Annotated in this window: 24 protein-coding genes; 8 read left to right on the top strand and 16 right to left on the bottom strand. The window is 32.1% G+C overall.

Going from position 1 to position 26513, the window contains the following annotated elements; translation table 11 throughout:
- Positions 1-254: 254 nt before the first annotated feature.
- From qoxD to qoxA, 4 genes are read right to left on the bottom strand one after another with little or no spacing between them, the layout of a single operon-like run.
- Positions 255-536, bottom strand: a complete 282-nt coding sequence (gene qoxD, locus AB1282_RS12925; protein ID WP_056474017.1) for a cytochrome aa3 quinol oxidase subunit IV — start codon at positions 534-536, stop codon at positions 255-257.
- Positions 533-1132, bottom strand: coding sequence for a cytochrome c oxidase subunit 3 (locus AB1282_RS12920; RefSeq protein ID WP_056474257.1), 600 nt, complete (start codon positions 1130-1132; stop codon positions 533-535). The genes qoxD and AB1282_RS12920 overlap by 4 nt, the downstream gene beginning before the upstream one ends.
- Positions 1101-3065, bottom strand: a complete 1965-nt coding sequence (qoxB, locus tag AB1282_RS12915; RefSeq protein ID WP_056474015.1) for a cytochrome aa3 quinol oxidase subunit I — start codon at positions 3063-3065, stop codon at positions 1101-1103. Before qoxB ends, AB1282_RS12920 begins: the two co-directional genes overlap by 32 nt.
- Positions 3065-3964, bottom strand: coding sequence for a cytochrome aa3 quinol oxidase subunit II (gene qoxA / locus AB1282_RS12910; RefSeq protein ID WP_056474012.1), 900 nt, complete (start codon positions 3962-3964; stop codon positions 3065-3067). The genes qoxB and qoxA overlap by 1 nt, the downstream gene beginning before the upstream one ends.
- A gap of 962 nt (positions 3965-4926) precedes the next feature.
- Between qoxA and AB1282_RS12905 the strand changes: the two genes are divergently transcribed.
- The 3 genes from AB1282_RS12905 to AB1282_RS12895 all read left to right on the top strand — a co-directional run bounded on the left by AB1282_RS12905 (position 4927) and on the right by AB1282_RS12895 (position 7560).
- Positions 4927-5256 (top strand): DUF1904 family protein, encoded by a 330-nt coding sequence (locus AB1282_RS12905; RefSeq protein WP_429899271.1) that lies wholly within the window; start codon positions 4927-4929, stop codon positions 5254-5256.
- A 248-nt stretch (positions 5257-5504) separates the two neighbouring features.
- Positions 5505-6863: an arsenic transporter gene (locus tag AB1282_RS12900; RefSeq protein WP_056474007.1), complete on the top strand. Its 1359-nt coding sequence runs from the start codon at positions 5505-5507 to the stop codon at positions 6861-6863.
- 31 nt (positions 6864-6894) lie between these two features.
- Positions 6895-7560 carry a hypothetical protein gene (locus AB1282_RS12895; RefSeq protein ID WP_056474004.1) on the top strand — a complete coding sequence of 222 codons (666 nt, stop codon included), beginning with the start codon at positions 6895-6897 and terminating at the stop codon, positions 7558-7560.
- Positions 7561-7694: 134 nt separating this feature from the next.
- Here AB1282_RS12895 and AB1282_RS12890 read toward each other — a convergent pair whose 3' ends face one another.
- From AB1282_RS12890 to AB1282_RS12865, 6 genes are all read right to left on the bottom strand, one after another.
- Positions 7695-8906: a DUF4097 family beta strand repeat-containing protein gene (locus AB1282_RS12890; RefSeq protein ID WP_056474001.1), complete on the bottom strand. Its 1212-nt coding sequence runs from the start codon at positions 8904-8906 to the stop codon at positions 7695-7697.
- Entirely contained in the window at positions 8903-9358 is a 456-nt protein-coding gene (locus AB1282_RS12885; protein ID WP_156339715.1) for a hypothetical protein, read from the bottom strand. Before AB1282_RS12885 ends, AB1282_RS12890 begins: the two co-directional genes overlap by 4 nt.
- A gap of 14 nt (positions 9359-9372) precedes the next feature.
- Positions 9373-9834: a hypothetical protein gene (locus AB1282_RS12880; RefSeq protein WP_429899269.1), complete on the bottom strand. Its 462-nt coding sequence runs from the start codon at positions 9832-9834 to the stop codon at positions 9373-9375.
- A complete protein-coding gene (locus tag AB1282_RS12875) occupies positions 9831-10379 on the bottom strand; it encodes an RNA polymerase sigma factor (protein ID WP_429899268.1) in 549 nt (182 codons plus the stop codon). Before AB1282_RS12875 ends, AB1282_RS12880 begins: the two co-directional genes overlap by 4 nt.
- Positions 10380-10565: 186 nt before the next feature.
- On the bottom strand, positions 10566-11681 hold the full coding sequence (locus AB1282_RS12870) for an RNA-guided endonuclease InsQ/TnpB family protein (protein ID WP_429901135.1): 1116 nt from the start codon (positions 11679-11681) through the stop codon (positions 10566-10568).
- A 540-nt stretch (positions 11682-12221) separates the two neighbouring features.
- Positions 12222-13394: a CapA family protein gene (locus AB1282_RS12865; protein ID WP_429899266.1), complete on the bottom strand. Its 1173-nt coding sequence runs from the start codon at positions 13392-13394 to the stop codon at positions 12222-12224.
- Between the two features lie 398 nt (positions 13395-13792).
- Between AB1282_RS12865 and AB1282_RS12860 the strand changes: the two genes are divergently transcribed.
- Genes AB1282_RS12860 through AB1282_RS12850 form a run of 3 tightly spaced genes read left to right on the top strand, consistent with a single transcriptional unit; the run spans position 13793 to position 17154 of the window.
- Positions 13793-14743: an AAA family ATPase gene (locus AB1282_RS12860; RefSeq protein WP_390311976.1), complete on the top strand. Its 951-nt coding sequence runs from the start codon at positions 13793-13795 to the stop codon at positions 14741-14743.
- A complete protein-coding gene (locus tag AB1282_RS12855) occupies positions 14744-15943 on the top strand; it encodes a DUF58 domain-containing protein (RefSeq protein ID WP_429899265.1) in 1200 nt (399 codons plus the stop codon).
- Between the two features lie 17 nt (positions 15944-15960).
- Complete coding sequence (locus tag AB1282_RS12850; RefSeq protein ID WP_429899264.1) at positions 15961-17154, top strand: hypothetical protein; 1194 nt, start codon at positions 15961-15963, stop codon at positions 17152-17154.
- Between the two features lie 462 nt (positions 17155-17616).
- Here the strand turns inward: AB1282_RS12850 and menC are convergent, their stop codons facing one another.
- Genes menC through AB1282_RS12830 form a run of 4 tightly spaced genes read right to left on the bottom strand, consistent with a single transcriptional unit; the run spans position 17617 to position 21629 of the window.
- Positions 17617-18732 carry an o-succinylbenzoate synthase gene (gene menC / locus AB1282_RS12845; protein ID WP_390311972.1) on the bottom strand — a complete coding sequence of 372 codons (1116 nt, stop codon included), beginning with the start codon at positions 18730-18732 and terminating at the stop codon, positions 17617-17619.
- A gap of 25 nt (positions 18733-18757) precedes the next feature.
- On the bottom strand, positions 18758-19600 hold the full coding sequence (locus AB1282_RS12840; RefSeq protein ID WP_429899262.1) for a GNAT family N-acetyltransferase: 843 nt from the start codon (positions 19598-19600) through the stop codon (positions 18758-18760).
- 13 nt (positions 19601-19613) lie between these two features.
- Positions 19614-20750, bottom strand: coding sequence for an amidohydrolase (locus tag AB1282_RS12835; protein ID WP_429899261.1), 1137 nt, complete (start codon positions 20748-20750; stop codon positions 19614-19616).
- Positions 20751-20774: 24 nt separating this feature from the next.
- A complete protein-coding gene (locus tag AB1282_RS12830) occupies positions 20775-21629 on the bottom strand; it encodes a MurR/RpiR family transcriptional regulator (RefSeq protein WP_429899259.1) in 855 nt (284 codons plus the stop codon).
- Positions 21630-21992: 363 nt separating this feature from the next.
- Between AB1282_RS12830 and AB1282_RS12825 the strand changes: the two genes are divergently transcribed.
- Together AB1282_RS12825 and AB1282_RS12820 are read left to right on the top strand one after the other, a co-directional pair.
- Positions 21993-23102, top strand: a complete 1110-nt coding sequence (locus tag AB1282_RS12825; protein WP_429899258.1) for a glycosyltransferase family 4 protein — start codon at positions 21993-21995, stop codon at positions 23100-23102.
- Positions 23095-23877 carry a HipA family kinase gene (locus AB1282_RS12820; RefSeq protein WP_390311967.1) on the top strand — a complete coding sequence of 261 codons (783 nt, stop codon included), beginning with the start codon at positions 23095-23097 and terminating at the stop codon, positions 23875-23877. Before AB1282_RS12825 ends, AB1282_RS12820 begins: the two co-directional genes overlap by 8 nt.
- A 55-nt stretch (positions 23878-23932) precedes the next feature.
- On the opposite strand, the gene AB1282_RS12815 is transcribed toward AB1282_RS12820, so the two are convergent.
- Complete coding sequence (locus AB1282_RS12815; protein WP_429899255.1) at positions 23933-25243, bottom strand: UDP-glucose dehydrogenase family protein; 1311 nt, start codon at positions 25241-25243, stop codon at positions 23933-23935.
- A gap of 1 nt (position 25244) precedes the next feature.
- A complete protein-coding gene (galU, locus tag AB1282_RS12810) occupies positions 25245-26156 on the bottom strand; it encodes a UTP--glucose-1-phosphate uridylyltransferase GalU (protein WP_056473964.1) in 912 nt (303 codons plus the stop codon).
- Between the last annotated feature and the right edge of the window lie 357 nt (positions 26157-26513).

Genomic DNA, 26513 nt, shown 5'->3' with positions numbered 1-26513 from the left:
TTAACTTTTAAGGGGAATACTTTGTCCAACTTTTGTATCCTTAGCTGAAATAGAACTTTCTTTCAAAAGCATAGCCTCGAATATTTTTTTATACTTACTTCTACATTTAATACCTCGCGACCTGCTATTTTATTGATATACCACTTTTTTATTTTTATTAATAAAACGTTATTGCATTAAGATGTGTAAGTTAAGCAAAAATCTATATTAAAATGCAAAAAAAAGCTCTTCGAATATCGAAGAGCTTTTTTATATTACATACCCCAAACTAATGTCCAAAGAGTACCGAAGACAATTGCTACAGCAATAAATACTGCGTAGCCTAAATTGATATATAATACACGTTTGTTTTCATTTTCATTCATATGCATGAAAACAATTAACTGAAGACCGCCTTGTAATAATGCAGTTACAATTAAAATAATAAATGATACATTAAATGGTAAATTTAAATAGTAAACACTTAAAGCTATGATTGTTAGAACAAGTGATTGGATGAAGCCAACCACTTGATGCTTAGGGAATAATGCGCTCATCCAATCAGTCCTTTCACGTAAACAAAACTGAAGATAAAGATCCATACTACGTCTAAGAAGTGCCAGTATAATGAATAAATAAATGTTTTGTTTGCTGTAGTTTCTGTAATTCCCTCACGAGAAACTTGAATTAAGATTGCAATACCCCATAACATACCGAATGATACGTGGGCACCGTGAGTACCTAATAAAACGAATAATGCTGATAGTGCTCCACTACTTTGGATTGTTGCACCTTCATGAACATAAGTAAAGAACTCTGTAATCTCTACTCCAAGGAAGACTGCACCTAAAGCTAGTGTTAAAACAAGGAAGCTTATAAAAGCTTTTTTGTGATTTAATTTTATTGCGTTCACGACTAAACCAATCGTAAAACTACTTGTTAATAGGGCAAATGTTTCTATCATTACACCTTTCATCTCAAATAATTCTTTTTGAGTAGGTGCTGAACCAGTGTTATTCGCTAAAGTGAAGTAAACTGCGAACAATGTTCCGAATAAAGCAATCTCCGCTCCTAAAAATATCCAGAAGCCTAGAATCTTATTAGAACTTTCTTCACCTAGACTATACAGAGGCCTGCTGCTCATAATGATCACCTCGTAATTTTTTCTCTGTTTCAATAATTTCTTCTTTATGAATATGGTAGCCATGATCGCGTTGGAAAGAACGTGCAATTAAGCATAGTGCGACAGGAACTGCAAATACAATCATTGGTACCCACCATTCAAATATTAAGAAGAAACCAAATGCCATAAATGCTGCACCTAAAATGAAAGGTATACCACTATTACTTGGCATATGAATATCTGTAATCTCGCCTTCAAGTAAAGATTTACCTTCTTTTTTAGCTTTCCAGAATGGATCTAAAGAATCAACTTTTGGAATAACTGCGAAATTATAAGGAGCAATTGGACTACTTGTTGCCCACTCTAATGTTCTTGCATTCCATGGATCACCAGTTGTTTCTCTTGGTGCGTAACGTACACTGTAATAAATATTGTAAACAAGTAAACAGAATCCGACTGCTAACCCGACAGCTCCAATTGTAGCAATCAAGTTTAAAGGTCCGAAACCTGACTCTGCACTATAAGTATAAGTACGGCGAGTCATACCTTTTAATCCTAATAAGAATAATGGGAAGAATGTTACGTTAAAGCTAACGATAATTGTCCAGAACGTAATCTTACCAATTTTTTCATCTAATTTGAAACCAAATACTTTAGGGAACCAATAGTAGAATCCTGCGATTACCGCAAAAACAGTACCTGGAATTAATACATAATGGAAGTGAGCAACTAAGAACATCGTATTATGATATTGGTAGTCAGCACTTGCCATAGCTAGCATTACTCCTGTAACCCCACCGATTGTAAAGATCGGAATAAATGCTAGTGAGTACAACATTGGAACGGTAAATTCGATCTTACCTTTTCTTAATGTAAACAACCAGTTAAATATTTTAACACCGGTTGGTATACTAATTGCCATTGTTGTAATACTAAAGAAGCCATTTACAACAGAGCCTTGACCCATTGTATAGAAATGGTGAACCCATACAAGGAAACTTAGAGCAGAAATGGCGATCATACTGACAACCATGCTCTTATATCCGTATAAATTCTTTCTTGAGAATGTAGCTATAATTTCACTATATATACCGAATGCTGGAAGAATAACGATGTAAACTTCAGGATGTCCCCAAATCCAGAATAAGTTCGCCCAAAGCATATCATTACCATGTGCCATCGTAAAGAATTGAGTACCAAACTCACGATCAAACATCATTAATGCTAAAGCTACAGTTAATACTGGGAATGCGAATACGATAATAACGTTTGTAATTAAGATACTCCATGTAAACATTGGTAATTTCATTAATTTCAAACCTGGTGCACGCATTTTTAAAATTGTAACGATAAAGTTAATACCAGTCATCAATGTACCTAGACCAGCAATTTGAAGCGAAATTGCGTAATAGTTATTCCCAACTCCTGGGCTGAATTGCTTACTAGCTAGAGGGAAGTAGGCTGTCCAACCAGCATCTGGTGATCCACCGATAACAAAGCTTAAATTTAAAAGCATTGCACCTGCAAAGAATAACCAGAAACTTACTGCATTTAAGTAAGGGAATGCTACGTCACGAGCTCCGATTTGTAAAGGAATAACGATGTTCATTAATCCAATAATGAAAGGCATCGCCATGAACAGAATCATAATTAAGCCGTGTGTTGTAAAAATTTCATTATAATGCTGTGCATCTAATATTTTTAAATCTGGTCCTGCTAACTGTGCACGCATTAATAATGCATCTACTCCACCACGGAATAGCATTAATAATGCACACAGAATATACATTACACCGATACGTTTATGGTCAACAGTTGTTAACCATTCTTTCCATAAATAACCCCATTTTTTAAATTTGGTTAAACCAATTACAATAGCAAGAGTTACAACAACGATACTCACCATTGCGCCATAGATCATTGGTTCACCTGTTACAAAAAAGTGATCCCATTTAAAACCCATTATTTCATCCCCTCCATATTATCCATGTCATGGTGATCAGATGAATCCTTCATAGAACCATGTTGATGTCCTGCATTTTTACCTTCTGGAGCTGGTCTAAATCCTAAATGAGTTGAACTATATGTCTTTCTACCTAAATGTTCAATTTTTAGTAATTTATTAAACTCTGTTTCTGTTAAAGCAGGAGCTGTTCCTTTAACGTCTTTCACCCAGCCGTTAAAATCCTTATTATTCATTGCTAGTACTTCAAATTCCATTCCAGCAAAGCCTTTACCATTGAAGTTACTGTTCTTACCAATGTAAGAACCTTCATTTGAAGCAACAAAATTTAATTTAGTTACCATGTCACTCATCGCGTATTTTTGTCCACCTAATTGTGGAATCCAAAAACTTGTAATCGGACCGAATGAATAAAGTCTGAATTCTACATTTCTATTCGTTGGAATATTTACATAGTTAACAGTTTCAATTCCTTGTTCAGGATAAGAGAAATGCCATTTCCAGTTTGAAGAACTTGCGTAAATAACAAGCGGTTTATCATTTTCATGACCTTTTGGTACAGTTTCAACTGCATTAGTTGTTTTAACAGTTACTACAGATAAAACTGCAACAATAATTATTGGGATGACAGTCCAAATAATTTCTAGCGTTTTACTTCCCTCTTCGTGAGGAGGTTCGTAATCTTTTGGAAGTTTACTAGCACGATATTTATATAGAATAACAATATAAAGAATGTAAACTACTAGTAAAACTCCTAACATCATCAACATTGAGAAGATAATCGTATCCGCTTGCGTTTTAGCAACTGGACCCTTTGGATTAAGAACTGCAATCTTATCACAAGCACCCATTACTAATGCAACCAGCATGATCATCATGCCCATTAGAAATTTTTTCATTTCGCTCTTCCTTCCTATAACGTAAGTAAAAAGTTCAAAATAGTTTTTTTGAATTATTTCTTAGATAAGTATTTTTATAAATTGTCACTAAAATGACAAACAATGTCCACAGTTATAGTAAGATACTTTAATTAAAAAAACAAACAATTAATTTCCTTTTTGGAAGGAAAAAAACAGTGTTCACATTTTAGACATATTTGAAAATATGATTTTTTCTTAAAAACCTATATATACCAACGGCTGTACTCGTTTGCTCATTTATTCACAACGTTCACATTTTAGACAAATATTAGATTTTGATTAACTTTTCTTTCACATTTTTGAAACATACATATTAGTAAATTAGTATAATATTTTTTTTAGAATTTCACAAAATAATCTGTATTTTCACACAAAAAAATAACGCAGAATGATCTGCGTCAAAATACAGGGTTATTAATTTGGTGAAGAGAAAAACTACTGTCCTAGCACGTTCTTCTCTTCTTTAGGGTTTTGGGGGGTTCTAGGGTTGCATTCCACATTTTACTTTTTAATGTGCATACAAACGAAGAACTAAGAAAAACAATGGTTTATTTCTTAAACTTCTTTTATTAATTTTAGATTACCATAGTTGAAAATGATTATCAATACCAATTATTGGTTTTTTTATTAGAAACAGAAATATTCTATATACCAAATGATTAATATAATATGTTCATAAAGCACTTTGCAATCAAAGTTGGATTTTTCAATACTAAGTTTTTTCCTGCTTGCAAATTTTGAATTGTCACTTCTTTCCTTTGAACCCTCTACTGATTTCTTTTTTTGTACAATCTATATAGGAAGTTTTAATATTGTTTAACTCCTTATTTTTAAAGATAAGCGAATTCTATGTAAACATAGAAAACCTACTTGGAAAAATTAAACTCATTTAATTTTCAACGTAATTTAAGTTATAATTGTAGAAAAAAGGTGGGACATTTATGCCTCAATTATTAATCAAAGGGATTTCGACTGATGATATTTGCAAAATTAGCAAGCCATTGATCGATGAACTCGCAGTGGTTTGTGAATGTGGAACTGATAATTTTACGGTTGATTGTATTCATTCAACTTCAATTTTTAATGGCGAAATTGTAGAAAGTTTTCCATTTATTGAAGTGAAGTGGTTTGAACGTGGAGTTGAAACTAGAGATCGTTTCGCAGCTACAATTGAGAAACATATTAACACATTAAATATTCCTGAATTTGAAATTGCTTTTATTACATATCAAGAGGATTGTTATTATATAAATGGGAATAGATTTTCATAATGATATTTCGAAATAATTTAGGTCAGCAAATCGGCTGACCTTTTTTTTCGGTAAAAATCGATATTTCCGGGGCATGTGTACCTATAGGACGATGTCATTTCGGGACATTTCAACTATGTGGACAAATATACAAACTTAAAAAAATGGTCAACTAACTAAGTACATGATTAGTAAAATTGAATATTAGTATATTAATCGGACAAGTAGGACACAAAAAAATACTACCGATTAGGGAAAGGTGAATAAAAATGAATTTTGAAATTGCAATGACAGCATTTGTTTTCATTATGACAATGGCTGTCATATTCTGGAGACCAAAAGGAATTCATGAAGCATGGCCTGCTTCAATTGGAGCAATAATCATTCTAGTAACTGGAATTGTTAGTCGCCACGATTTATATGACATAATAACGAAAATCGGTGGAGCTTCAATTACAATTATTGCAACAATTGTTATGGCTGTTATTTTAGAAAGCTTCGGGTTCTTTCATTGGTCAGCAGCTCGACTAGTTACTTTGGCAAAAGGATCTGGGTATCGGTTATATTGGTATATCCAACTATTATGCTTTTTGATGACCTTACTCTTTAACAATGATGGCAGTATTCTAATTACAACTCCAATCTTAATCCTTCTATTAAAAAATCTTCGTCTAAAACCACACCAACAAATTCCATATTTATTATCTGGAGCGCTTATTGCGACAGCATCTAGTGCGCCAATCGGAGTAAGTAATATTGTAAACTTAATCGCGTTAAAGATTGTGCATATGACACTTTATATGCATACAGCAATGATGTTCGTCCCTGCAACATTAGGTTTATTGTTTATGTCGGTGCTCATGTATGTTGTTTTAAAAAATAAATTACCTAAGACTTTACCAATTTCAACAGACGATATTGAAGAATCGTTCTTTATAAAAAACTTCCATCCACTAAAAACAAAAATTTCAGTTGAAACGAAAAAGAAACGTACAAATTTTATGTTAAAAGTTCTAGCTTTCGTATTCTTAATGAGATGTTTGTTATTCGTTGCATCTTACTTTTCAATCCCAATTGAATTAGTAGCGGTACTTGGCTCCTTAGTCTTATTAATATGGAGATGGTACCACTTAAGAACAACTCCTACAGATATCTTAAAAAAGACACCTTGGCAAATATTAATTTTTGCATTTTCAATGTACGTAATCATCTATGGGCTTCATAATGCTGGTTTAACGGAGTTTTTAGTAAAAGAATGTGAACCAATCGTTAATCAAGGGTTATTCCAAGCGAGCTTTATTATGGGCGGTTTAGTAACTGTTTTATCAAATCTATTCAATAATCACCCTGCGCTTATGATTGGAACAATTACACTAACTGAAATGGGTCTTGACCCAATCACTTTAAAAACGATTTATCTTGCAAATATCATCGGAAGTGACATGGGTTCATTATTATTACCAATTGGTACTCTTGCTTCATTAATTTGGATGCACATATTAAAACAAAATAAAATTAAAGTAAAATGGAAAGATTATTTAGGCGTTACAATAATTGTTATCCCATTAACAACGGTTGTTACATTGTTTCTATTATACTACTGGGTACAATTAGTATTCGCACACTAATCAATACTTTTACCTCTAGGAGGAGATCTACGTGAGTGATGTATCTACATTACTTGGAGAACAAGTCTCGGTAAGATTATCTGGAGACGTCATATTCGAAGGAATTCTTACTGATTTAGGACAAGATATTTTAGTCCTTTTTAACGGCATAAAATATTATTATATCCCTTGGATGCATATCCATATGGTATATCAAAATAATGATTTAAAAGAAAAAATAAATAACCCTAATGAACCATCCATTACGCAGGAAATGGAGACAATTTCTTATCGTAAAATTTTACTAAATGCTAAAGGAATATTTTCAGAAATCTATGTAACTGGTAATATAACTTTTCATGGCTATATTATGAACGTATTAAATGATTATCTTGTATTTTACTCACCTGTATTTCATACAATGTATATTTCTTTATCACATTTAAAATGGATCACACCATATAACCATAGAGTGGTGCCATATAATTTAACAAATGAGACACTATCAGTTCATCCACCTACTACACCAATACACAGATCTTTAGAAATTCAGCTTAGAAAAGAAATTGGAAAGCTTGTTATTTTTGATGGTGGAACAGATCCAATGAAGATTGGGCTTTTAAATAAAGTAGATAATAATCAAATAGAACTTTCCGTAGCGAGTGGACAAAATGTTTACCTAAAACTGGGACATATTAAATCGGTCCACTTACCTTAGCTGGATATTACCTTTGATACAAAATGTATTTAAAGGTTTTTTTTTGATTAAAAAGCAGCGATTCACTCACTTTCAAAATCTTAATGCATCTTAAGTAAAAAAAGCCCCATGCAATGCTTGGGGCTCTTAATCTTCTAATCTTTATTTACGTAAATTGATCCATTCCTCGTTTTTAAATTAAGTTGATGTTCGCCATTTCCAACCATCGCCTTATTTGTATGATTTTCATCTTTATTTTTCATTTCCCATCCAATATTACCACTAAAGCTACCATCATATGTTTCAGCATTGATCGTTAGATTATTATCTTTTAGTAGGTCGATTTGAATTTCACCATCATCAGAAGAAATTTTACTATTACCATTTAATAATGCATCCTCAACATTAATTGCACCATTATTTGTTTTTGCATTAATTTTCCCTTTATAATCACTTAAGTTAATTTCTCCATCATAAGTCGTTATTTCGCTTGTTCCTTCTATATTTGCATGTTCAATCGAAATGCTACCATCTCTAGTAGTGGAATGTAAATAACCAGAAATATTTTTGATTGTGATTTCACCATCATTCGTTGCAATTTCACTATCACTTTTTAAATTTACATTCGTTAAGCTGACCGAACCATTTCTAGTTTTTGCAACTAAGTTTCCAGTTACATTTTCAATATTGATTTGACCATCATTTGAATTTATTACTGTTTTATTGTCTCTATTTGATAAATTTACAGAGCCATTTTTTACATTTATATTCGTTAAAATGCTTTTAGGTAAATCAATATTTAGCTGTGAACTGTCATTATCAAAGTGAAAAATCTGATTGTTTTCATTACGAATCTCAATAATCATTTTATTACCAAATGTTTTTACTGAGTAATAATCTGATATTTTTTCATCGTCTTTTTTATCCCGATCCGGAACTCTTATATTACCATTTACGGTTAATGTACTAGAATCCGTTCCATTTACACTAATATCACTATTATTAGCTTTAATAATAACTTCATTAATTGATGAAGTGATCGTTTTCGAATCATTTATTTCAATATTTTTAGACTTGAATGTATAACCAATTTCTTTGACAAACAATTGACCAATACTAAATAGGATTGAAACAGCCATCATTAGTATAAGTAAAAAAATACTAAATCCATGAAAACGAAGTGAATCTTCTTTTCTTACTATATGAAATAGTAATATTTCAATCCCTAATAAAATACAAGCAACTGGCCATGCACTAATTAGAATCTTTGAATAAGGGATTGAAATAAAATTCTGTAGAAACCAAAGTAAACCAATTGCGATTAATATAATTCCAGCTGTTATCGTGCCTACTTTCCAATTCCTCATGCTTCTTTTTTCGACTTTCCAGTTAATAATTTAATACCAAGTCCGACAAAAACAATACTGATTAATAAATTTTGTACTAAATTATAATCAATAAAGATATTATAATGTCTAGAAATATAATCAGAAGCGTTCTCTAATAAAGATAAGCAACCAAAACCGATTAATACCCAACCAATTAAAAACTTATTAAATTTAAATTGATGTTTTACGATTGGCTCATCTATCAATTCAATGTCCTCACGATATTTACTATGATATTGAAGTGCATCAAAGTAGCTATAAAATACGATGACCGGTATAAAAAAACCAAAGCTTGAAATTAAATGTGTTAAAAATACTGTACCGAAAAATAACAGCATAAACTGCAATCCTCGACTCATTAATCCTAAATAAAAATGGCCAAGACCAGGTAAGATCGATAATAAATAAACTAATTTTTTACGTTTTTTCAAAGTTTGTACCTCCATTATTTTTTATTTCCTTTCAAAATTTTTGGAATTGGAATTGATAGTTTAATTTTTTCACTTTTTTCAATTAACGAAGACGTCTGATCAATCGTTTGTACAACGTGACGATTTGAATTAGTAATCCGTTCAGTTAATTGAAATTGGAAAAATAAAAATGTTGCTGCAGCAGCCAATACTAAATGGATTAAGCGAACTTTTTTTGAATTTGTTTTAGATTTCTTTTCATTCACTTTTTCCGTATTCTGTATGGATTCAGTTTGTTTCATTATTTCGTTCACTAGCTCATCTGAAAACTGGAAATCAGATGGATTCATCCATTCCTGGTCTAATTCATTAAGAAGTTCAAGTTCCGCCTGGCATGAGATACATTCATTTAAATGCTGTTCAAGCAACAGAGATTCTTTATTTGAAAGCTTCTTTTGTTGATACGATAATAGTTGGTCAGAAGTTAAATGTTTCAAATGATCCCTCCTTTATGCTTGTCTTTAATTAAACGTTTGGCTCGATATAAACGTGATTCTACTGTTTTAACGGCTACATTTAATTTCAAAGCAATTTCCCCATAGGTAAGTTCTTCAAAATAATATAATTTCAGTACATCGCTATATGCCTGTGGCAATTCAATTAAATATGAATGAATAAGTTCTTTATCAATCGTTTTTATTAAAGCTTCTTCAGGTGATAATAAATTCTCTTCTTGTAAAGTAGAAAGTAATTCACTAGTTTCATTTTCCTGTTGTTTTACTTGTTTTCTTTTAAAATCAATTGCTTTATTCATTGTAATTCGATAAACCCATGTGGCAAAACTTGATTCTCCGTTAAAGTTTTCGAGAGAACGATACAATTGGAGAAAGACTTCTTGCGAAATATCTTCAGCATCCTTTTGGTTATTTGAAACTTTCAGTGCTACTGCAAATACCTTTGATTGGTATCTAACTATTAATTCCTTAAATAGTTGATGATTCCCCTTTATTATATTCCTTACTAATTGTTCATCCGACTCCATTGCATCACCTCTTTTCCGTTGCCAAAAAATTATAAAAATCATTAAATGTGTTTTTATAGATTTTGTTTATTTCCCTATTCTACGTGTCCAATTTTGCCTAGTTAGGCTACTTTCGTTTGATCCAACACTCCAAGGGCGTAAATTCGGATACAACGAATCCTACATATTAGTAATGACGTCTATGTGTCAGATTACTAATTTATATCGTGACAAGTTGATCGCTGCGTTTAAATCTCGATCTATTTCATAACCACATTCACATTTGTATAATCGGTCTGATAGTTTTAAATCTTTTTTCAATTTCCCACAACTTGAACACGTTTTAGAAGATGGGTACCATTTATTAGCTTCAACTAATGCAATATTATACTTTTCACATTTATATTGAATCTGGCGTTTGAATTCAAATAAACACTGTTTCGCAATTGCTTTTGAAAGGTGTTTATTCTTCATCATCCCTTTGATATTTAACGATTCTATTACGATACGACAAGGTTTGGTTTTCACGATCTCGCAAGTGGATTGGTGAAGATGATTAAGTCTGATATTTGACAATCTTCTGTAGATGTGCTGTATCTTCTTTTCGATTTTTATAATGTTGCTTGTTTTGACGAAACGGTTTCCCTCCTTATTCATTTCATATTTGCGAGAAACTTGACCCTGCAACCTACGTAGGCGTTTCTCTGATTTTCTAACAGTGCTTGTTTTGTTAATATTTTTCTTTCTGGTGCCATCTGAACAAACAGCTAATTCTTTAATTCCAACATCAATTCCAAGTGAGACATCTGTAAGTTCAACTGTTGGTTTTAATTCTTCTATTCCTACTGAAAGATACCAGTATTTTCCGTCGTGACTAATTCTAGGATTATAGAATTTTTCATCTTGTATAATTTCAGAAGCTACAACCCATCCTACTTTTTCAATTAATACTTTATTTCCTTTTACTAACAACTTCACATTATCGTTATAAAAAGATGGTTTCGATTTTTTTCTACTTTTGAATCGTGGTTTATCAGCTAATCCTTTAAAAAACTTTTTATACGCACGACAAAGGTCCTTTATCGCTTGCTTTGTAATATTATTCGATACTTCAAACAACCAAGATAATTCATCAGTTTGTTTTAATACAGTTAATTCTTTTCTTAACAAGCCCTCAGAAATAAATTTCCCACCGTTTTTATAGCTTTCTTCTTGTTTTGATAATGCCCAATTATAAGCCCATCTAGCAGTTCCTACTGATTTCCATAATTGTATTTCTTGTTCTTTAGTTGGCCTTAATCTCACTTTCTTCGCAAAAATCATTGTTTTGTCCAAGTTTTTAAGAGTTTGTCCAGTTCTCCCTATCTTATTGGCACAACCACCTATCGAATTTAATTTCAAATAACTCACCTCATGTATATTTAAACACACTGAGTGATTTTCGTTTTTAACGAATTGTGATATTTTTATAAATTTTAAATCTAGATTAATAGATGTTTACTTGTTTACTCTTACATGACTTAGACGAAAATAATTTTATAAACCCTGCAAAAAATTAAATTTTTTTGAAAAAGTTTTTTTAAGAATTCATTTAAGCTAACTTTATTAGTTTAAATGACTTAATTAAACTAAATAGTTTGTGAGTAATTACTTATATAATGAATAAAAAAAGCTTGTAATATGGAGTACAAGCTTTCCGGTTTGATGAATATTTAAATAGTTATATATTCGAACTCAGAGCGAAGTGAAAAGTTATGATAACCGATTTAACATTTCTATTTATGACTTCCCTTTTTTCATTCACGGTTCCCATATCTCTTTAATTTGTCTCCTAGCTTTAAGAGTGAATATTAAAAACATAACCTATTGAACCTCAGGAATACTTTTTAAATTCTTAATATTTGTTCGCATATGGTTCATTATTTCGTTGTATCTCATTTTGCCATTTTTTAGATTGACTTCATCAATATTTTCCAAAGACATAATTTTAAAGTTACAATTATCACGATAGTAATTATACGTTGGAAAAAAGCTTGGATTTGCCAATTCAATTTTCACATTTTGATCAGTGCTAGTTTTTATCACATCAATTGTACCCATTCCACCAATTAACTCATAAATTTCATCTTGAGCTGATAAGTAATTTCCTAATGAGTAAAAGACGATTGTTTTATTCCCCATTTTACCAGTGATCCACGCCGGCGGTTGAAGAACATGTGGATGATTTCCAATAATAATTTGAACTCCCATATCAGCCAATTGTTTTGCAAGATTCTTTTGGGTAGTGTTCGGCATTCTTTCATATTCAACACCCCAATGCATAGCAACTACTACAACATCTGATATTTTCTTTGCCCGCTCAACATCACCACGTATTTTGCCAAGGTCAATCAAATTTACTAAATAATCTTTTCCTTTAGGGACGGGAATCCCATTTGTACCAAATGTGTAAGCAAGAAATGAAAATCGAATATTATTTTTATTTATCACTCTAATTTGGTCATGATCTGCTTGTGATATAAAAGCACCTGTATATGGCATATGAATAGCGTCCCAATGGGAAATCGCACTTCGTATAATTTTTTCACCTCGATCAAGCGAATGATTATTGGCCAGTGTTACAAAATCCACCCCAGCCCCTTTGAGTGCATCTCCTACTTCATATGGACTATTAAACGCTGGATATGTAGATAATCCGAATTGCTTTCCACCAATCATCGTTTCTTGATTCGCTACTAAAATATCTGGCTTTTCCATCGTTTTTCTAACTTCATCAAACATTTTATTAAAGTTATATACACCATTCGGAAGCATAGCATCTTCATAAACTTCATTATGAATTAATAGGTCCCCCACGGCACCAACGGTTACCTTTGAAACATCCTGACTTATTTTTTTTATCGGTTCTTTCTGCTCTTTAACCTGTTCTGTATTTCGTTTATTATCTTTTACATTGTGATCCTCTTGATTATTTCTTGTACACCCACAAAGTAAAGCAAAAAAACAAGTTACTAATATTACAATTAATTTTTTCATCTTTTTCTCTCCTGTTAAAGGGAGGTTCATTGGAATGCATAGCATAGAGAATGACAAAACAATCCGAACCTTTATCTATTTATATTTTAATCCTTATCATCATTTAATACTCTTTAAGATCCTTAAAACTTTCGTCGATCACTGACGTTTCCGACTGTACTCCTTTTAAATTATTTCCATTTTTTAACAAACAAGCAATATATTTTACAGTGTTTATTTAGAAATATCAATCAATATCAATCGTTTAATTTAATAGATTTTAAAAATTGAGAATTATTGGACTTTACTAATGTTAAACTATTAAAATAATAGCATGATCAACATTTTTTGATTTTTAAATAGAACACAAATTCATATTTAATAATTCTTAAAACGTTTTGAAAGATAAGGAGAGAACAATGAATAGATCAGAAAAGTTATTACAATTAAAGAAAGAGATAAGTAACGTGATCATTGGTAAAGAGGATGTCGTTGAAATGATTTTCATCGCTCTCATTAATAATGGGCATATTCTATTAGAAAGTGTCCCTGGTACTGGAAAGACACAATTAGCTAAAAGCTTTGCCAAAACGATTAATGGATCGTTTAAAAGAATTCAATTTACTCCGGATTTATTACCTAGTGATGTAACAGGTATTCAATTCTTTCATCCAAAAGAACAAGACTTTCAACTTCGAATTGGTCCTGTTATGACGAATATTTTATTAGCAGATGAGATTAATCGTGCTACACCTAGAACCCAAGCTAGTTTATTAGAAGTAATGGAAGAACGCCAGGTAACAATCGATGGAGAAACTATTCCTCTTCCAAATCCGTTTATTGTTATCGCAACTCAAAATCCAATTGAATCACAACAAGGTACGTTCCCGTTACCTGAAGCACAAATGGATCGATTTTTTATGCAAATTAGTTTGGAATACCCTACATTTGAAGAAGAAAAAAGCATTATGAAGTCATATCGTTCTAATACCCCATTTTCGAATTTAAAAAATGTACTAACTTTAGAAGAAATTGATGAAATGAAAGAACAGGTGAAGACTGTTACAATTTCGGATGAAGTAGAGGATTATATTTTAAATATAATTCATTCAACGAGAAATCATGAAGATATTCAACTTGGTATTAGTCCACGAGGTACATTGGCACTAATGAGAGCTTCACAAGGTAAAGCATATATAAACAATAGGTCATTTGTCACCCCACAAGATGTGAAGGATGTTGCGATTTATCTCCTCTCACACAGATTAGTCTTGACCCTTGAAGCATCCTTAAAGAAAAACTCTATACAAATTATTGAATCAGTTTTAAATGATGTTGAAGTTCCTGTAGAAGCTGGGGCTGGTCAATAAATGACTTGGAATAAAGAAATACATGGTAAAAATTCACTTGATATACTAATTATTTTTGGGGTCATATTTTTAATCATTAATTTCTTTCAATCTACCTATTTAGTAATGTTTTTAGGGGGATTTTTAATAATCATTAGTTTGATGAGTCGATACTATTTAAAACATATTTCTGATCACCTGATCATCGAAAACGACAAGGAACCCATTCGAGTTACAGTCGGGGAACAATTTAATTTACCTATAAAGATAACGCAGAATCATTGGTTACCAATTATTAACGCAACAGTTCGAATAAAATTAGAATCAATAGTAGATAGTATAAATTTTAAAACTGTTAGTAACGATTCAAATTTAGAAATAATGATCCCTATTCAACTAAAAGGTAACGAAACGCTCCAGGTTAATTTACCGCTTTCAGCTACTAAGCGTGGTGTTACTAGAATTAAACAAGTAGAATTAAAAATTTCAAATTTTTTCAGTTTAGGCTATATCTATATAACCTATAAACCATTTTTATATAAAGAAATTATTATTTATCCTACTTTAATTTCTGTACCTCAAATTGACCAAATAATTTCAACTAGCTCATATGGCAGCTTTGTAACAAATACTAGTATGTTTGAAGATTTTCTAGCTCCGATTGGAACAAGAGACTATGTGTATTCAGACTCATTTCATCGAATCCATTGGAAGGCTAGTGCTAAAACTCAAGTACTTCAAACGAAAATTTATGAACGAACTGCCGATTATTCAATTACATTTATTATAAATTTACGAAAACCTCATCATGATAATTTTAGATTAAGTATAATTGATAACATCGAATCAATTGCTAGTAATATTGCCTATATAGTTCAATATGCTGAAATAAAAAATATAAATTATGAAATATTTCTAAATTTGAACATGGAAAGTGGCGTTCCTGTTTATCATTTACCTATTGGTGGTGGTAAATCTCAATTAAGTAAAACTTATGAAATTCTTGCTCGAATAAATGGCGCAAGAATGACACAGCCGATCGATAGATTACTGCATTACGTAGAAAAGCAACAACGAAAATCTCCTGTTGTTATTTTATGTGGCCCGTTCGGTAAGCATGGAGATCGATATTTCGCTCAAATGCGAAAACGTGGCCAAAGCATCTATTATCTACAAGATGATTTAGAAAGTCCAACACTTGTTCCATTTGGACAACATTAAGTCGAAAGGATCATGCAATGATTTTACGCTTACTTTCTACATACTTTTTTTCATTAGAATATCTATTACTCTATTTAATCGTTTTATTCTTATATGAATCAAAAAATCAACTGCCACCTACTTTGGCGTTCATTTGTATTTTTATGATTGGAAATCTATTTTTACTTTACTCAATACGAAAGTCTCAAGTATCACGAGTTATTCCATTTCTATCAGCCATTATTTCTGGAGGAATCAGTTACACTCTTGGCTTAAATTCTGTTGCATCTATTTTATGTGCTAGCTTTATCTATTTTCGACTTGAGGCTTTTCTTAAAGACACTTCGTTATGGATCGAAGAACGACATAGATTACAAATTATTTTTTATTTAACAAGTTTGGTAGTCCTCTTTTTTGGCTGGACTTCACATTATTCTTATATGAACTTGATATTATGGATCATCATCATTTTTACAATTCTATTTAGTTTAGGTAGATACTTTCAACAAGCAGTCACTACACAAACCATTAAAAACTATCGAGGAATTATAGGATCTATTAGTATAGCAGCCCTACTTACTGGAATCATATCGTTAATCTTACCGATCTTAAAGTGGGGGATTTTTAAATTACTAGACGGTTTATTTAGAGCAGTTGGTATTTTAGGAACTCCTTTGTTTAACTATGTAGATCACATCACTATTAAAGAGAAAAAAAATAAGCTAAGTCAAAATTTAAGTGCAGAAGATAAACTTCCACAAAACATCCGTAATCACCATTATATTTTAGAGTCGACTCCTACTTGGGTATGGTTAATATTACTGATGATCGTTTTAATCGTAATTTGGCTAATCATAAGAAAGCTTTCTTATATACGCAATAAAAAACATACTGTCCAACATGAAATCAGTATTGAATCTTATGCAATACCAGAACACAAGAGGAAAAAAAGACGATTTTTCAAACACTCTGCCCCAACAGAGCAAATCAGAAAACTAATCTTCCAACTTCAAAAATATGCATCTAAATACAAAATGGGTCGACACCAAAATGAAACATTAAAAGAGTGGTTGGAGCGAATTCAAATACCGTATGAAGATGAACTAATCAATGCATATAACTCAGTGCGCTATGGTAAAGGTGAAATAAAGGATATTGAGAAATACGAAGAACAAGTGAAAAGGATTAAGGATCGGATTAAAAGCAAAAATAAGGAAGAAGATAAAGAATAAATAAGATACCCAAACCCTGTACTTAGGTTTGGGTTTTCACGTTGTTCAAAAGGTTGAGACTTCAAATAAATCTGTTTAATTGCAATTAAATTTGCCATTACTGCAATTAAAACTATGAAAACTGCAAATAAAGCTTGGCATCATGATGAAATAGTTTATCAGATTCAAAAAATAGAAGAAATAACTATAAATTGAGTGAGAATCGTTCAAAACGAAACATGATCCAGTAAAAGTTAAATAGATTTGAACCCTATATCAAAATTTCACCGTTACATCAATATGGAACATCATTATGAGTAAGTAAAAAAGCTAAATGGTGCTATCTCCTTACTCATAAAGGCGTCATGAGTAACTAAATAATCTTAATGATGAAATTTACTAACTCATTAAATGTTCATAATTTCCAAAAAAAAAACACAATCCATTCACTTAACTAGGTTTGTGTTTTTTTTCTCTTTGTATTTAATTCTTATTGTAAACTTTCGTACTGATTGTATATTTTTCAATATTTTGCATATGTGGGTCGTACCCGATGCCTGGTTTGGTTGGTACGGTGATCATTCCGTTTTCTACGGTTACTTCTGGTTCGATAATATCTTCAGCCCAGTATAATGCAGATGCTGCTGTGTCTCCAGGTAGAATGAAGTTAGGTAATGATGTGATTGCAATATTATGAGCTCTTCCGATTCCTGATTCTAGCATTCCACCACACCATAATGGAATTCCATTTTCTTGGCATAGATCATGTATTTTTCTTGATTGAGTTAGTCCTCCAACTCGACCAATTTTAATATTAATAATTTTACAGCTTCCTAGTTTTAGTGCTTTTCTAGCATCCTCTAGTGAGTGAATACTTTCGTCTAAACAGATTGGAGTTTTCATTCTTTCTTGTAAATCTGCGTGATCGATTATATCGTTGTATGCAAGTGGTTGTTCGATCATCATTAAATTATAGTCATCTAATGCAATTAATTGGTCCATATCAGATAATGTGTATGCTGAGTTCGCATCCGCCATTAAAGGAATAGTTGGATAAACTTTTCGTACTTTATCGATCAGTTCAAGATCCCAGCCTGGTTTAATTTTTAATTTAAATCTTTTATAGCCTTCTTCAAGTCGGTTTTCGATGATTTTAATTGTTGAATCGATTGAATCTTGAATCCCAATGCTTACTCCTACTTCGATTTCCTTTTTCGTTCCACCTAACGCAGTTGAAAGTGAAATATTTTCTTGTTTAGCATAAAGATCCCAAATTGCGCCTTCGATGGCAGCTTTGGCCATATAGTTCCCACGAATATGTGAGAAATACTTTTCGGAAAGTTCGTCTGGATGGTTAATATCATTATTTAAAACGATTGGAATTAGATAATCTTCTAGAATATGCCAGTTTGTTTTTACAGTTTCTTCATTATATAGTGGATCAAGCATTGCAACAGATTCAGCCCAACCTGATATACCGTCTTCGCTTATCGCTTCTAATAGAATGAACTCACGGTCATATTCAGTTCCAAAACTCGTTGTAAATGGATGCAATAAATCTAGCTTCATATGGCGTAATATTACTTTATTAATTTTCATTTCCGAACTCTCCTTTATTACTTTTCTATTTGTTCAGTACATAAAAATGAACTGGCATTTCCGTTTCTGAATTCTTATAAAATCCAATAACTTTCCATCCGCTTTGAAATAATTTTTTAAAGGACTCTCTAGTAAGCATTCGCCACTGGCTTGCAACTTTTATATTCGTTTCTCTCATTGTTCGGAAATCTTTTGGTACTGCAACAAAGGCTAAATCGTTAAACACAGCGGAATCGTTTTGAATCGGCACTGGTATTCCGTCATTATTTTCTTGCCATTTAATAAGAGAATTTTTAACTGCTTCATCTAATTCAAATGGTCTTAAATTCTCTTTTTCCTTTTCCCCTTTTGCAATATACCATTCAACTAGAAAACGGTCTGATGGAATTCCACTATTTAGTAAGTCTTCCATTTCTCCATAGCAGTTTTCAATATACGTATTACAAACTCCACCTAACTTAGAAATATTTAAATAGCCATTTGCGGTTTCTAATGGATCATAAGTCCAAGTAATCAATTTATAGCCGAGTTTAATAGCTTCTTCTCGCTGGGCAATTTTAAGCAATTTTCCAATCCCTTTATTACGAAACTCTTGGTCAATTCCAAGCATATGTGAACAAAGATATACATTTTGTCCATCATATCCAGGAAAACTATATTGAAATCCAACCATTTTCCCTTCAAAAAATGCACCTAAAACTAAGCCACCATTTTTTGCAGCTGTAATTGTTTGATGCGTAGGAATCGAATCCTCAAAACCCCAAATTTTAGATTCTAATTTTCGCACCTGCTCCATTTCTTCTATTGAATGAAGGGAACGGATTTTAATCCCAGAATTAACTTCAGATTGATTCAGTTTGTCCATCATGTCATTCACCTCTTCATTGTTCTTGTTCTGATGCTAATAAAACTGTTTGAGTTAAAATTTTCGCTCCATAATGAAGTGCTTCTAAATTAAAACTCATATGAGGATGATGCAACCCTGGCGTTAATCCACAACCTAAACCGACCATTGTAGCAGCGATTTCAGGATATTTATTTGTATAGAAATGGAAGTCCTCACCACCATTTGATATACACTCAGGCACTACGTTTTCATGTCCTATTATTTCAGCAATGGCTCTTTCGGTAATTTTTATTGCCTGCTCGTTTTGTATGGCCGCTGGAACAAATTCTTCCATAGACCACGAAATCTTAGCTTTTGATTCAATCATCGTTTCCTCAAAAACCTCAACTGTACGTGCGTTTAATTGATTCATAATGTCATTCGTTTGCGCTCTAACATCAAGTGAAAATTTTACTGTTTCCGGTATCGTATTTGATGCTTCATTTTCAGTTTGAATTTGAGTCATTTTAATTGAATGAGGGATATCTGTATTTAAATTGATTTGCTTTAATTTATTTACTATTTCCGCAGCTACTTCAATTGCATTAATACCATCTTGTGGCCTTGATGCATGTGCTTGAATTCCTCGAATTGTCCCTTTAATCGTTTCAGCCGAACCATGTATGATCACAGGAGATGCCTTTTGAAAAGGTACTTCTCTTTCTGGTCTTAAGTGTACGCCAAACAATGAAATGACATTGTCTAATGCACCATCTTCCATCATTTGAAGGGCTCCTTCACCCTTTTCTTCGGCTGGCTGGAAGATAAATCGAATTGTATGTTTTGGCTTTATCCCACTTGCAGAAATGGCCAACGCTGCATATAAAACCATCGTACTATGAGCATCATGACCACATGAGTGATTTGCCATTACAACACCGTCAACTTCTTGAACTAGTGCATCCATATCAGCTCTTAGCGCTACAACTGTATCTTTTTGTCCCTTAAGTTCAGCAATAAAGCCAAAATGTTTTTTAAACGTTTTAATTTCAACATCTGCACCATTCAGTCGTTCTCTTAAATACTTTGCTGTTTTTTCTTCTTGCCAACTAGGCTCAGCTAGCTTATGTAAATCCCTGTAAGTGTTTAAAATATTTTCTTTGTTTTGATCTAGATAAGATTGTGGATTCATAAGATATGCTCCTAACTGTTTTTTCTATTCAATAAATACTTCATAGGTTGAATAAATTTTTTCCAATTTTTGTTGATAGATCTGAATTCTTTTTTTGTCTTTTTCATATAATCCAGCAATCACAAAATTTAATAGACTAATAACTGATGCGATTGAGTTAGAACCACTTTCCACGTTCTCTTCTGTAGTTAGAACAATATCTGCAATTCGACCAATTGGTGATAATAATCGATCAGTAACCGAAATTAAACTTACTCCATTTTCTTTCGTACATTCTGCAATTGTTAGTGTTTCCTTTGCATACCTTGGAAAAGAAAATGCAACAACAACCGATTTTTCTGTTAAATTACAAAACTTTTCATAAAAGTCTCCTGCTGGAGAACAATACATTACATTACCTCTAATTGAGCTTAACGTATTCGAAAACCAATACGCAGCAATATGAGATACACGATGACCAACAATTAACACTTGATCCGCACAGGTAATTGCTTCTACAGCTTTTGAAATTTCCTTAATATTCGAAGGTTGTAATAAGTTTCTTAAAATATTGACTTCATTTTCGATAATTTTTGTAAAAGTATTTTGACCTTCTACATTTTTTATCTCTTCTTTTTCTTTTATATAATCGGCTTTATTTAAATGAAGAAACTCATTTTGAACACATAATTGCATATTACTGAAGCCTTCAAATTCGAGTGCATATGAAAGACGAATGACCGTTGTTTCACTTACATCAGCTTTTTTTCCAATTTGATAAGCAGTTTTAAAGGCACACTCTTCAAGATTCTCAATCATATAAGTCGCTACTTTTTTTTGGCCTGGTGATAATTGAGAAAATTTTTCCTTAACTAACAATTTAAAATTAGGTCGCTCCATTATTTTTAATCCTTCCAATGATGAAGTTTATCCTTCACTTATTTTAAAAGTTGCAGTTAATACTTCTTTTTCTTATACATTATCATATCCCTAAATCAGGAGCAAGGAAAAATAGAAGTAAAGAAACACGAAAAGACCATAAAAAATATAATGTAATTTCCTAACTATTTTTTTTGCTTTTAACCATATAAATATTTGTAGTTTGTAGTTAATTGCCCTTACAATTTACCTCAATTTGAATTAACTAAAATAGGACTACTATTCAAAATTTGAATCCGGTCAAAAGCCGTAATCGTGTATACAATTAGTTTTCAAATAAGTAAAAAGGTTATTTGTATACCCTAAAACCAAGGAGGGGAAAATTTGAAAGTCTTAATCATCTGGCGTCTCTTAACAGTTGGTGGAGTAAATGCTGGCTGGAGGAATCGTTCAATTTATTTTAAAAAGTTTGGAATTGATACTGAGTTTCTATACACAACAGATCATGGTGGATTACACATAATGGAAGATATTGCACCTGTCTATTTAACGAAGGACGAAAACGAAATTATTGATATCATTAAAAACAATGCATATGACGCAATCATTGTAGTAGATACGGGATCAGCGTATAAGTGGTTACAAAAAGCTCAATATAAAGGTCCAGTTATTGTAGAAGCACGTACGCCCGAGCTTATTAAACTACAACCTCATTTAAAGAAATTTAGATCCATTGAACCTGTTTCTATTATTGTTCCATCAAATTTTCAAAAAAGATTAGTTTCCATCTTAACAGATAATATCCCCATTAAAGTAATCTACAATGGTGTTGACACATCATTTTTCCATCCATTAGCTCAAGATGAAATCGCATACGAAAATAATCCAATCCTTCCAAACAATAAAAAAATTGTGTGCTGTATCGGTCGAGTGGATAAACGAAAAAACTGGCCAATGTTAATCGAAGTTGCAAAATTGATAAAAAGTGAACGGTCGGATATTGAAATTTGGTTAATTGGAGGAGCTCAAAGTGTTCAGCGAGAGGACTTTGCATTAACTTGGAAGGAAGAAGGTCTAACCGATATGATTAAATGGTTTCCGGTTATTCCTTATCAACAAATGCCCCATGTATATGCTAAAGTACTTCAATCAGGTGGTTGTACAATCGCAACTACAAAAGTAGAATCATTTGGGAATACCTTTATTGAGTCTATGGCATGTGGCGTTCCAGTTGTTGCTTCTAATATAGTGCCTATTTCAGAAATCGTTCTTCAAGGTGAAACAGGTATGCTTTTTAGAGGACATGATGTTCAAGATGCTGTTAAAAAAATATATTCAATCGTAGATAATAAGAAATTTCATGAAAAGCTATCACAGAATGCTATCAAACATGTTGAAGAAAATTTTGCGATCCATAAAGTGGCAGATATATATCGCGAATATCTACTTAAATTTGGTCAAGGCAAAAATAGTGATGTGATTCAAAATGATTGAACCAGTTTCCTATATTAAAAAACTAGAAGGAAAATCAAATGCTCATTTAATTACATTTAGTGATGGTAGAGATTATGTTGTGAAATATTTTAGATCCGGATTTGAGAAAACATTACCGAACGAATGGGTTGCCTATTGCATTGCTAGATTTTTAGATTTACCGGTTCCTTTTGCTCAAATCGTTTCTATTCCTGAAGAATTTTCAAAAACAATACCGGATATAGAACCAGAAGATGTTCAGAATTCAAAGTTTCAGTTTATTTCTTTATATGTACCTGAAACGTTAAATGGTCATCAAGTCGGATCGGTTCCTAATATTTTGAATAACAATCAGCTTGCTGGCATCATTTTATTCGATTATTGGCTGTGTAATGGAGATCGGACTCGAAAAAACATTTTACTTCGCGAAGAAAGTTTAGACCAATTTAAACTTTGGATCATTGACCATGCTGAAGCATTTGGTTCTTACAGCTGGTTAATTTCAGAGTTAGAAACATTGCCTCAAAATATTATGAAAAGCTCCACTCATCAATTCATGTCCAAATTTATAAATAGTGAAGAAGAATTTAATGAACAACTGCAGATCATCCAAAGATTCCCGGTTCTGCTTTTAGAAGAAATTGTAGAAGTCATTCCTGATGATTGGTTAATATCAAAGGAAGACAAAAAGGCAATTGTCGGCAGATTAGTAAATCGTAGAAAAAAAATTCTCCCTTATCTTAAACATAAATTCGTCAAAACGATCTACCGTCCATTACATGAAGAAAATGAGTAGAGTAATAAAAACGACTTCAAATTAGTTTGAAAGTCGTTTTTTTATTTTTATTATGCTATCGAATGATGGACGGTTTACCAACTGGGTAATATTCTATTTTCTCACAATCTCTTATTCTGTCTTCCAATAGACAGTTTCTTCCGTCAAAAATAATTGGATTCTTCATTTTAGTTAAAATGCTAGGCAAGTCAAGTTCTCTAAATTCTCTCCACTCAGTAACAATAAAAATTGCATCTGTATTCGTTACACATTCATTTATTGAACTAGCGAACGTTAAATTGCTACCTAGTATTTTTTTTGCGTTTTCAATTGCAACAGGGTCATATGCAATGACCTCTGCCCCTAATTCTGTTAGAGAATTTATGATATTAATAGAAGGTGCTTCTCTCATATCGTCTGTATCTGGTTTAAAAGATAATCCTAGACATGCAATCTTTTTCCCTTTTAATATACCAAATCGTTCAATAGCTTTTTTTACGAGCAATTCACGTTGAAAATTATTAATCGAAATAGTTTCCTTTAAAAAACCAAATTCAATCCCATTTAACTCAGCTGTATGCAATAATGCTTTAACATCCTTTGGGAAACAAGAGCCACCATAACCTATTCCAGCATATAAAAACGCTTCACCGATTCGTTTATCTTTGCCCATTCCTTTTGCTACATCTTCTACATTTGCACCGAGTGCTTCACAAAGATTTGCAATTTCGTTTATATAACTGATTTTGCTAGCTAAAAATGCATTGGATGCGTATTTAATCATTTCTGCACTTCGAATACTAGTAATCAAGATTGGTACATTTAATGGTTTATACAGTTCTTCAACAATTCTAGCAGACTCTTGATGATCGCTACCGATAATGATTCGATCTGCTTCCATCGTATCTTTAATTGCGGAGCCTTGTCTTAGAAACTCTGGATTGGAAACAACGTCAATTACAATATCTTTACTGCAATTTTGTTGAATAATTTCCTTTACTACTTCATTCGTTCCAACTGGAACAGTACTTTTTATCGCAATAATTACGTCTTGTTTAATATTTTTCGCGATATCAATCGCTGCTCCCTCAAGATAGGATAAATTTGCCGCCCCATCTTCTCTTTGAGGGGTACCTACTGCAATGATAATAACCTTAGCATCTTCTAACCCTCTATCATAAGAGGTTGTGAAAGATAATTTTCCTAACTTAATATTATTAGTGATTAACTCTTCAATTCCTGGTTCATAAATAGGAGAAATACCTGCACACAAATTTTTTATTTTAAGTTCATTTATATCAATACAAGTTACTGAGTGACCAATCTCTGCTAAACAGACTCCTGTTGTTAAACCTACATAGCCCGTACCTAATATCGAAATTTTCAAGTCAATCCACTTCCTGATTCTTCATATTTAGAGCATGTTCAGATATGACCTCATTTAAAAATTCAATTACCTCATCTTTTATATCTTCTCTATTAATCGCAAAATCAATTGTAGCCATTATAAATCCGATTTTATTTCCGATATCATATCGTTTACCTTCGAAATTATATGCTAAGACAAATTGATTTTTATTTAATTCATTAATCGCATCTGTTAATTGTAATTCACAGCCTTGTCCCACAGAAATTGTTTCTAAAACATCAAAAATCTCTGGAGTAAGAATGTATCTTCCCATAATTGCATAATTTGATGGGGCATCTTTCAATTTTGGTTTTTCCACTAGACACTCAACTTGGAATAGATTTGTATTTGTATCGTAAGTACTGTCCTTTTGTTTAATAACGCCATATTTACTTACTTCTTCATCAGGAACATTCTGAACTGCAATAACCGGGGCATTATATTTCTCGTAAACATTAATAATTTGCTGTAAGCAAGGTGTTGTAGACATTACTATGTCATCTCCTAACAAAACAGCAAATGGTTCATCTCCTATAAAACTCTTAGCACATAATATTGCATCGCCTAATCCTTTCGGTTCCTTTTGACGCACATAGAAGATTTTCACCATATTGGATATTTTCTGCATTTCTTCCAAAACAGTTAGCTTGTTTTTTCGAGATAATGATTCTTCTAATTCATATGATTTATCAAAATGATCCTCAATTGCTCGTTTACCTCTACCACTAATAATAATAATTTCTTCAATTCCTGAAGCTACGGCTTCTTCAACGATATATTGAATAGTTGGTTTATCAACTATAGGTAACATTTCTTTTGGCAACGCTTTTGTTGCCGGCAAAAACCGAGTCCCGAGACCAGCAGCGGGAATTATAGCCTTGCGGATTTTCATTTAACTTGCCTCCAAACATTTGTTCATTCTACTTTATATGTAAATAACGGAGGACTTGTCACCATATATACCTATTATGTTTAGAAAGTTTCTGACTTAAAAACTAGCTTTTTTAGCCTACAGATTTATTTATTTTAGAACACTAATAAACCATTCTATTAAAAAGAAATATTTGTAGGTATTCATGCACCAAAATAATCTATATGAAAGACTTTCCGTGTTATTTGAACTAGTTTTGTATGATTGAATCCATGATGTATATTTAGCTGTAATATGGCCAATTTTGTCGTTGATGGAATTGACACACTTAAGACATTCATTACGTCGTTTTGGCGTTAATTTAGCCAATTTAACCTT

The organism is Gottfriedia sp. S16(2024) (genome assembly GCF_050473765.1).
GTDB lineage: Bacteria > Bacillota > Bacilli > Bacillales > Bacillaceae_G > Gottfriedia.
This window is presented reverse-complemented; position numbering and strand designations above follow the sequence as displayed.

Coding starts and splice junctions, on each gene's coding strand:
- qoxD (WP_056474017.1), bottom strand. CDS start 536: ATGAGCGCATTATTCCCTAAGCATCAAGTGGTTGGCTTCATCCAATCA.
- qoxB (WP_056474015.1), bottom strand. CDS start 3,065: ATGGGTTTTAAATGGGATCACTTTTTTGTAACAGGTGAACCAATGATC.
- qoxA (WP_056474012.1), bottom strand. CDS start 3,964: ATGAAAAAATTTCTAATGGGCATGATGATCATGCTGGTTGCATTAGTA.
- AB1282_RS12905 (WP_429899271.1), top strand. CDS start 4,927: ATGCCTCAATTATTAATCAAAGGGATTTCGACTGATGATATTTGCAAA.
- AB1282_RS12900 (WP_056474007.1), top strand. CDS start 5,505: ATGAATTTTGAAATTGCAATGACAGCATTTGTTTTCATTATGACAATG.
- AB1282_RS12890 (WP_056474001.1), bottom strand. CDS start 8,906: ATGAGGAATTGGAAAGTAGGCACGATAACAGCTGGAATTATATTAATC.
- AB1282_RS12875 (WP_429899268.1), bottom strand. CDS start 10,379: ATGGAGTCGGATGAACAATTAGTAAGGAATATAATAAAGGGGAATCAT.
- AB1282_RS12870 (WP_429901135.1), bottom strand. CDS start 11,681: ATGATTTTTGCGAAGAAAGTGAGATTAAGGCCAACTAAAGAACAAGAA.
- AB1282_RS12865 (WP_429899266.1), bottom strand. CDS start 13,394: ATGAAAAAATTAATTGTAATATTAGTAACTTGTTTTTTTGCTTTACTT.
- AB1282_RS12860 (WP_390311976.1), top strand. CDS start 13,793: ATGAATAGATCAGAAAAGTTATTACAATTAAAGAAAGAGATAAGTAAC.
- AB1282_RS12855 (WP_429899265.1), top strand. CDS start 14,744: ATGACTTGGAATAAAGAAATACATGGTAAAAATTCACTTGATATACTA.
- AB1282_RS12850 (WP_429899264.1), top strand. CDS start 15,961: ATGATTTTACGCTTACTTTCTACATACTTTTTTTCATTAGAATATCTA.
- menC (WP_390311972.1), bottom strand. CDS start 18,732: ATGAAAATTAATAAAGTAATATTACGCCATATGAAGCTAGATTTATTG.
- AB1282_RS12840 (WP_429899262.1), bottom strand. CDS start 19,600: ATGATGGACAAACTGAATCAATCTGAAGTTAATTCTGGGATTAAAATC.
- AB1282_RS12835 (WP_429899261.1), bottom strand. CDS start 20,750: ATGAATCCACAATCTTATCTAGATCAAAACAAAGAAAATATTTTAAAC.
- AB1282_RS12830 (WP_429899259.1), bottom strand. CDS start 21,629: ATGGAGCGACCTAATTTTAAATTGTTAGTTAAGGAAAAATTTTCTCAA.
- AB1282_RS12820 (WP_390311967.1), top strand. CDS start 23,095: ATGATTGAACCAGTTTCCTATATTAAAAAACTAGAAGGAAAATCAAAT.
- galU (WP_056473964.1), bottom strand. CDS start 26,156: ATGAAAATCCGCAAGGCTATAATTCCCGCTGCTGGTCTCGGGACTCGG.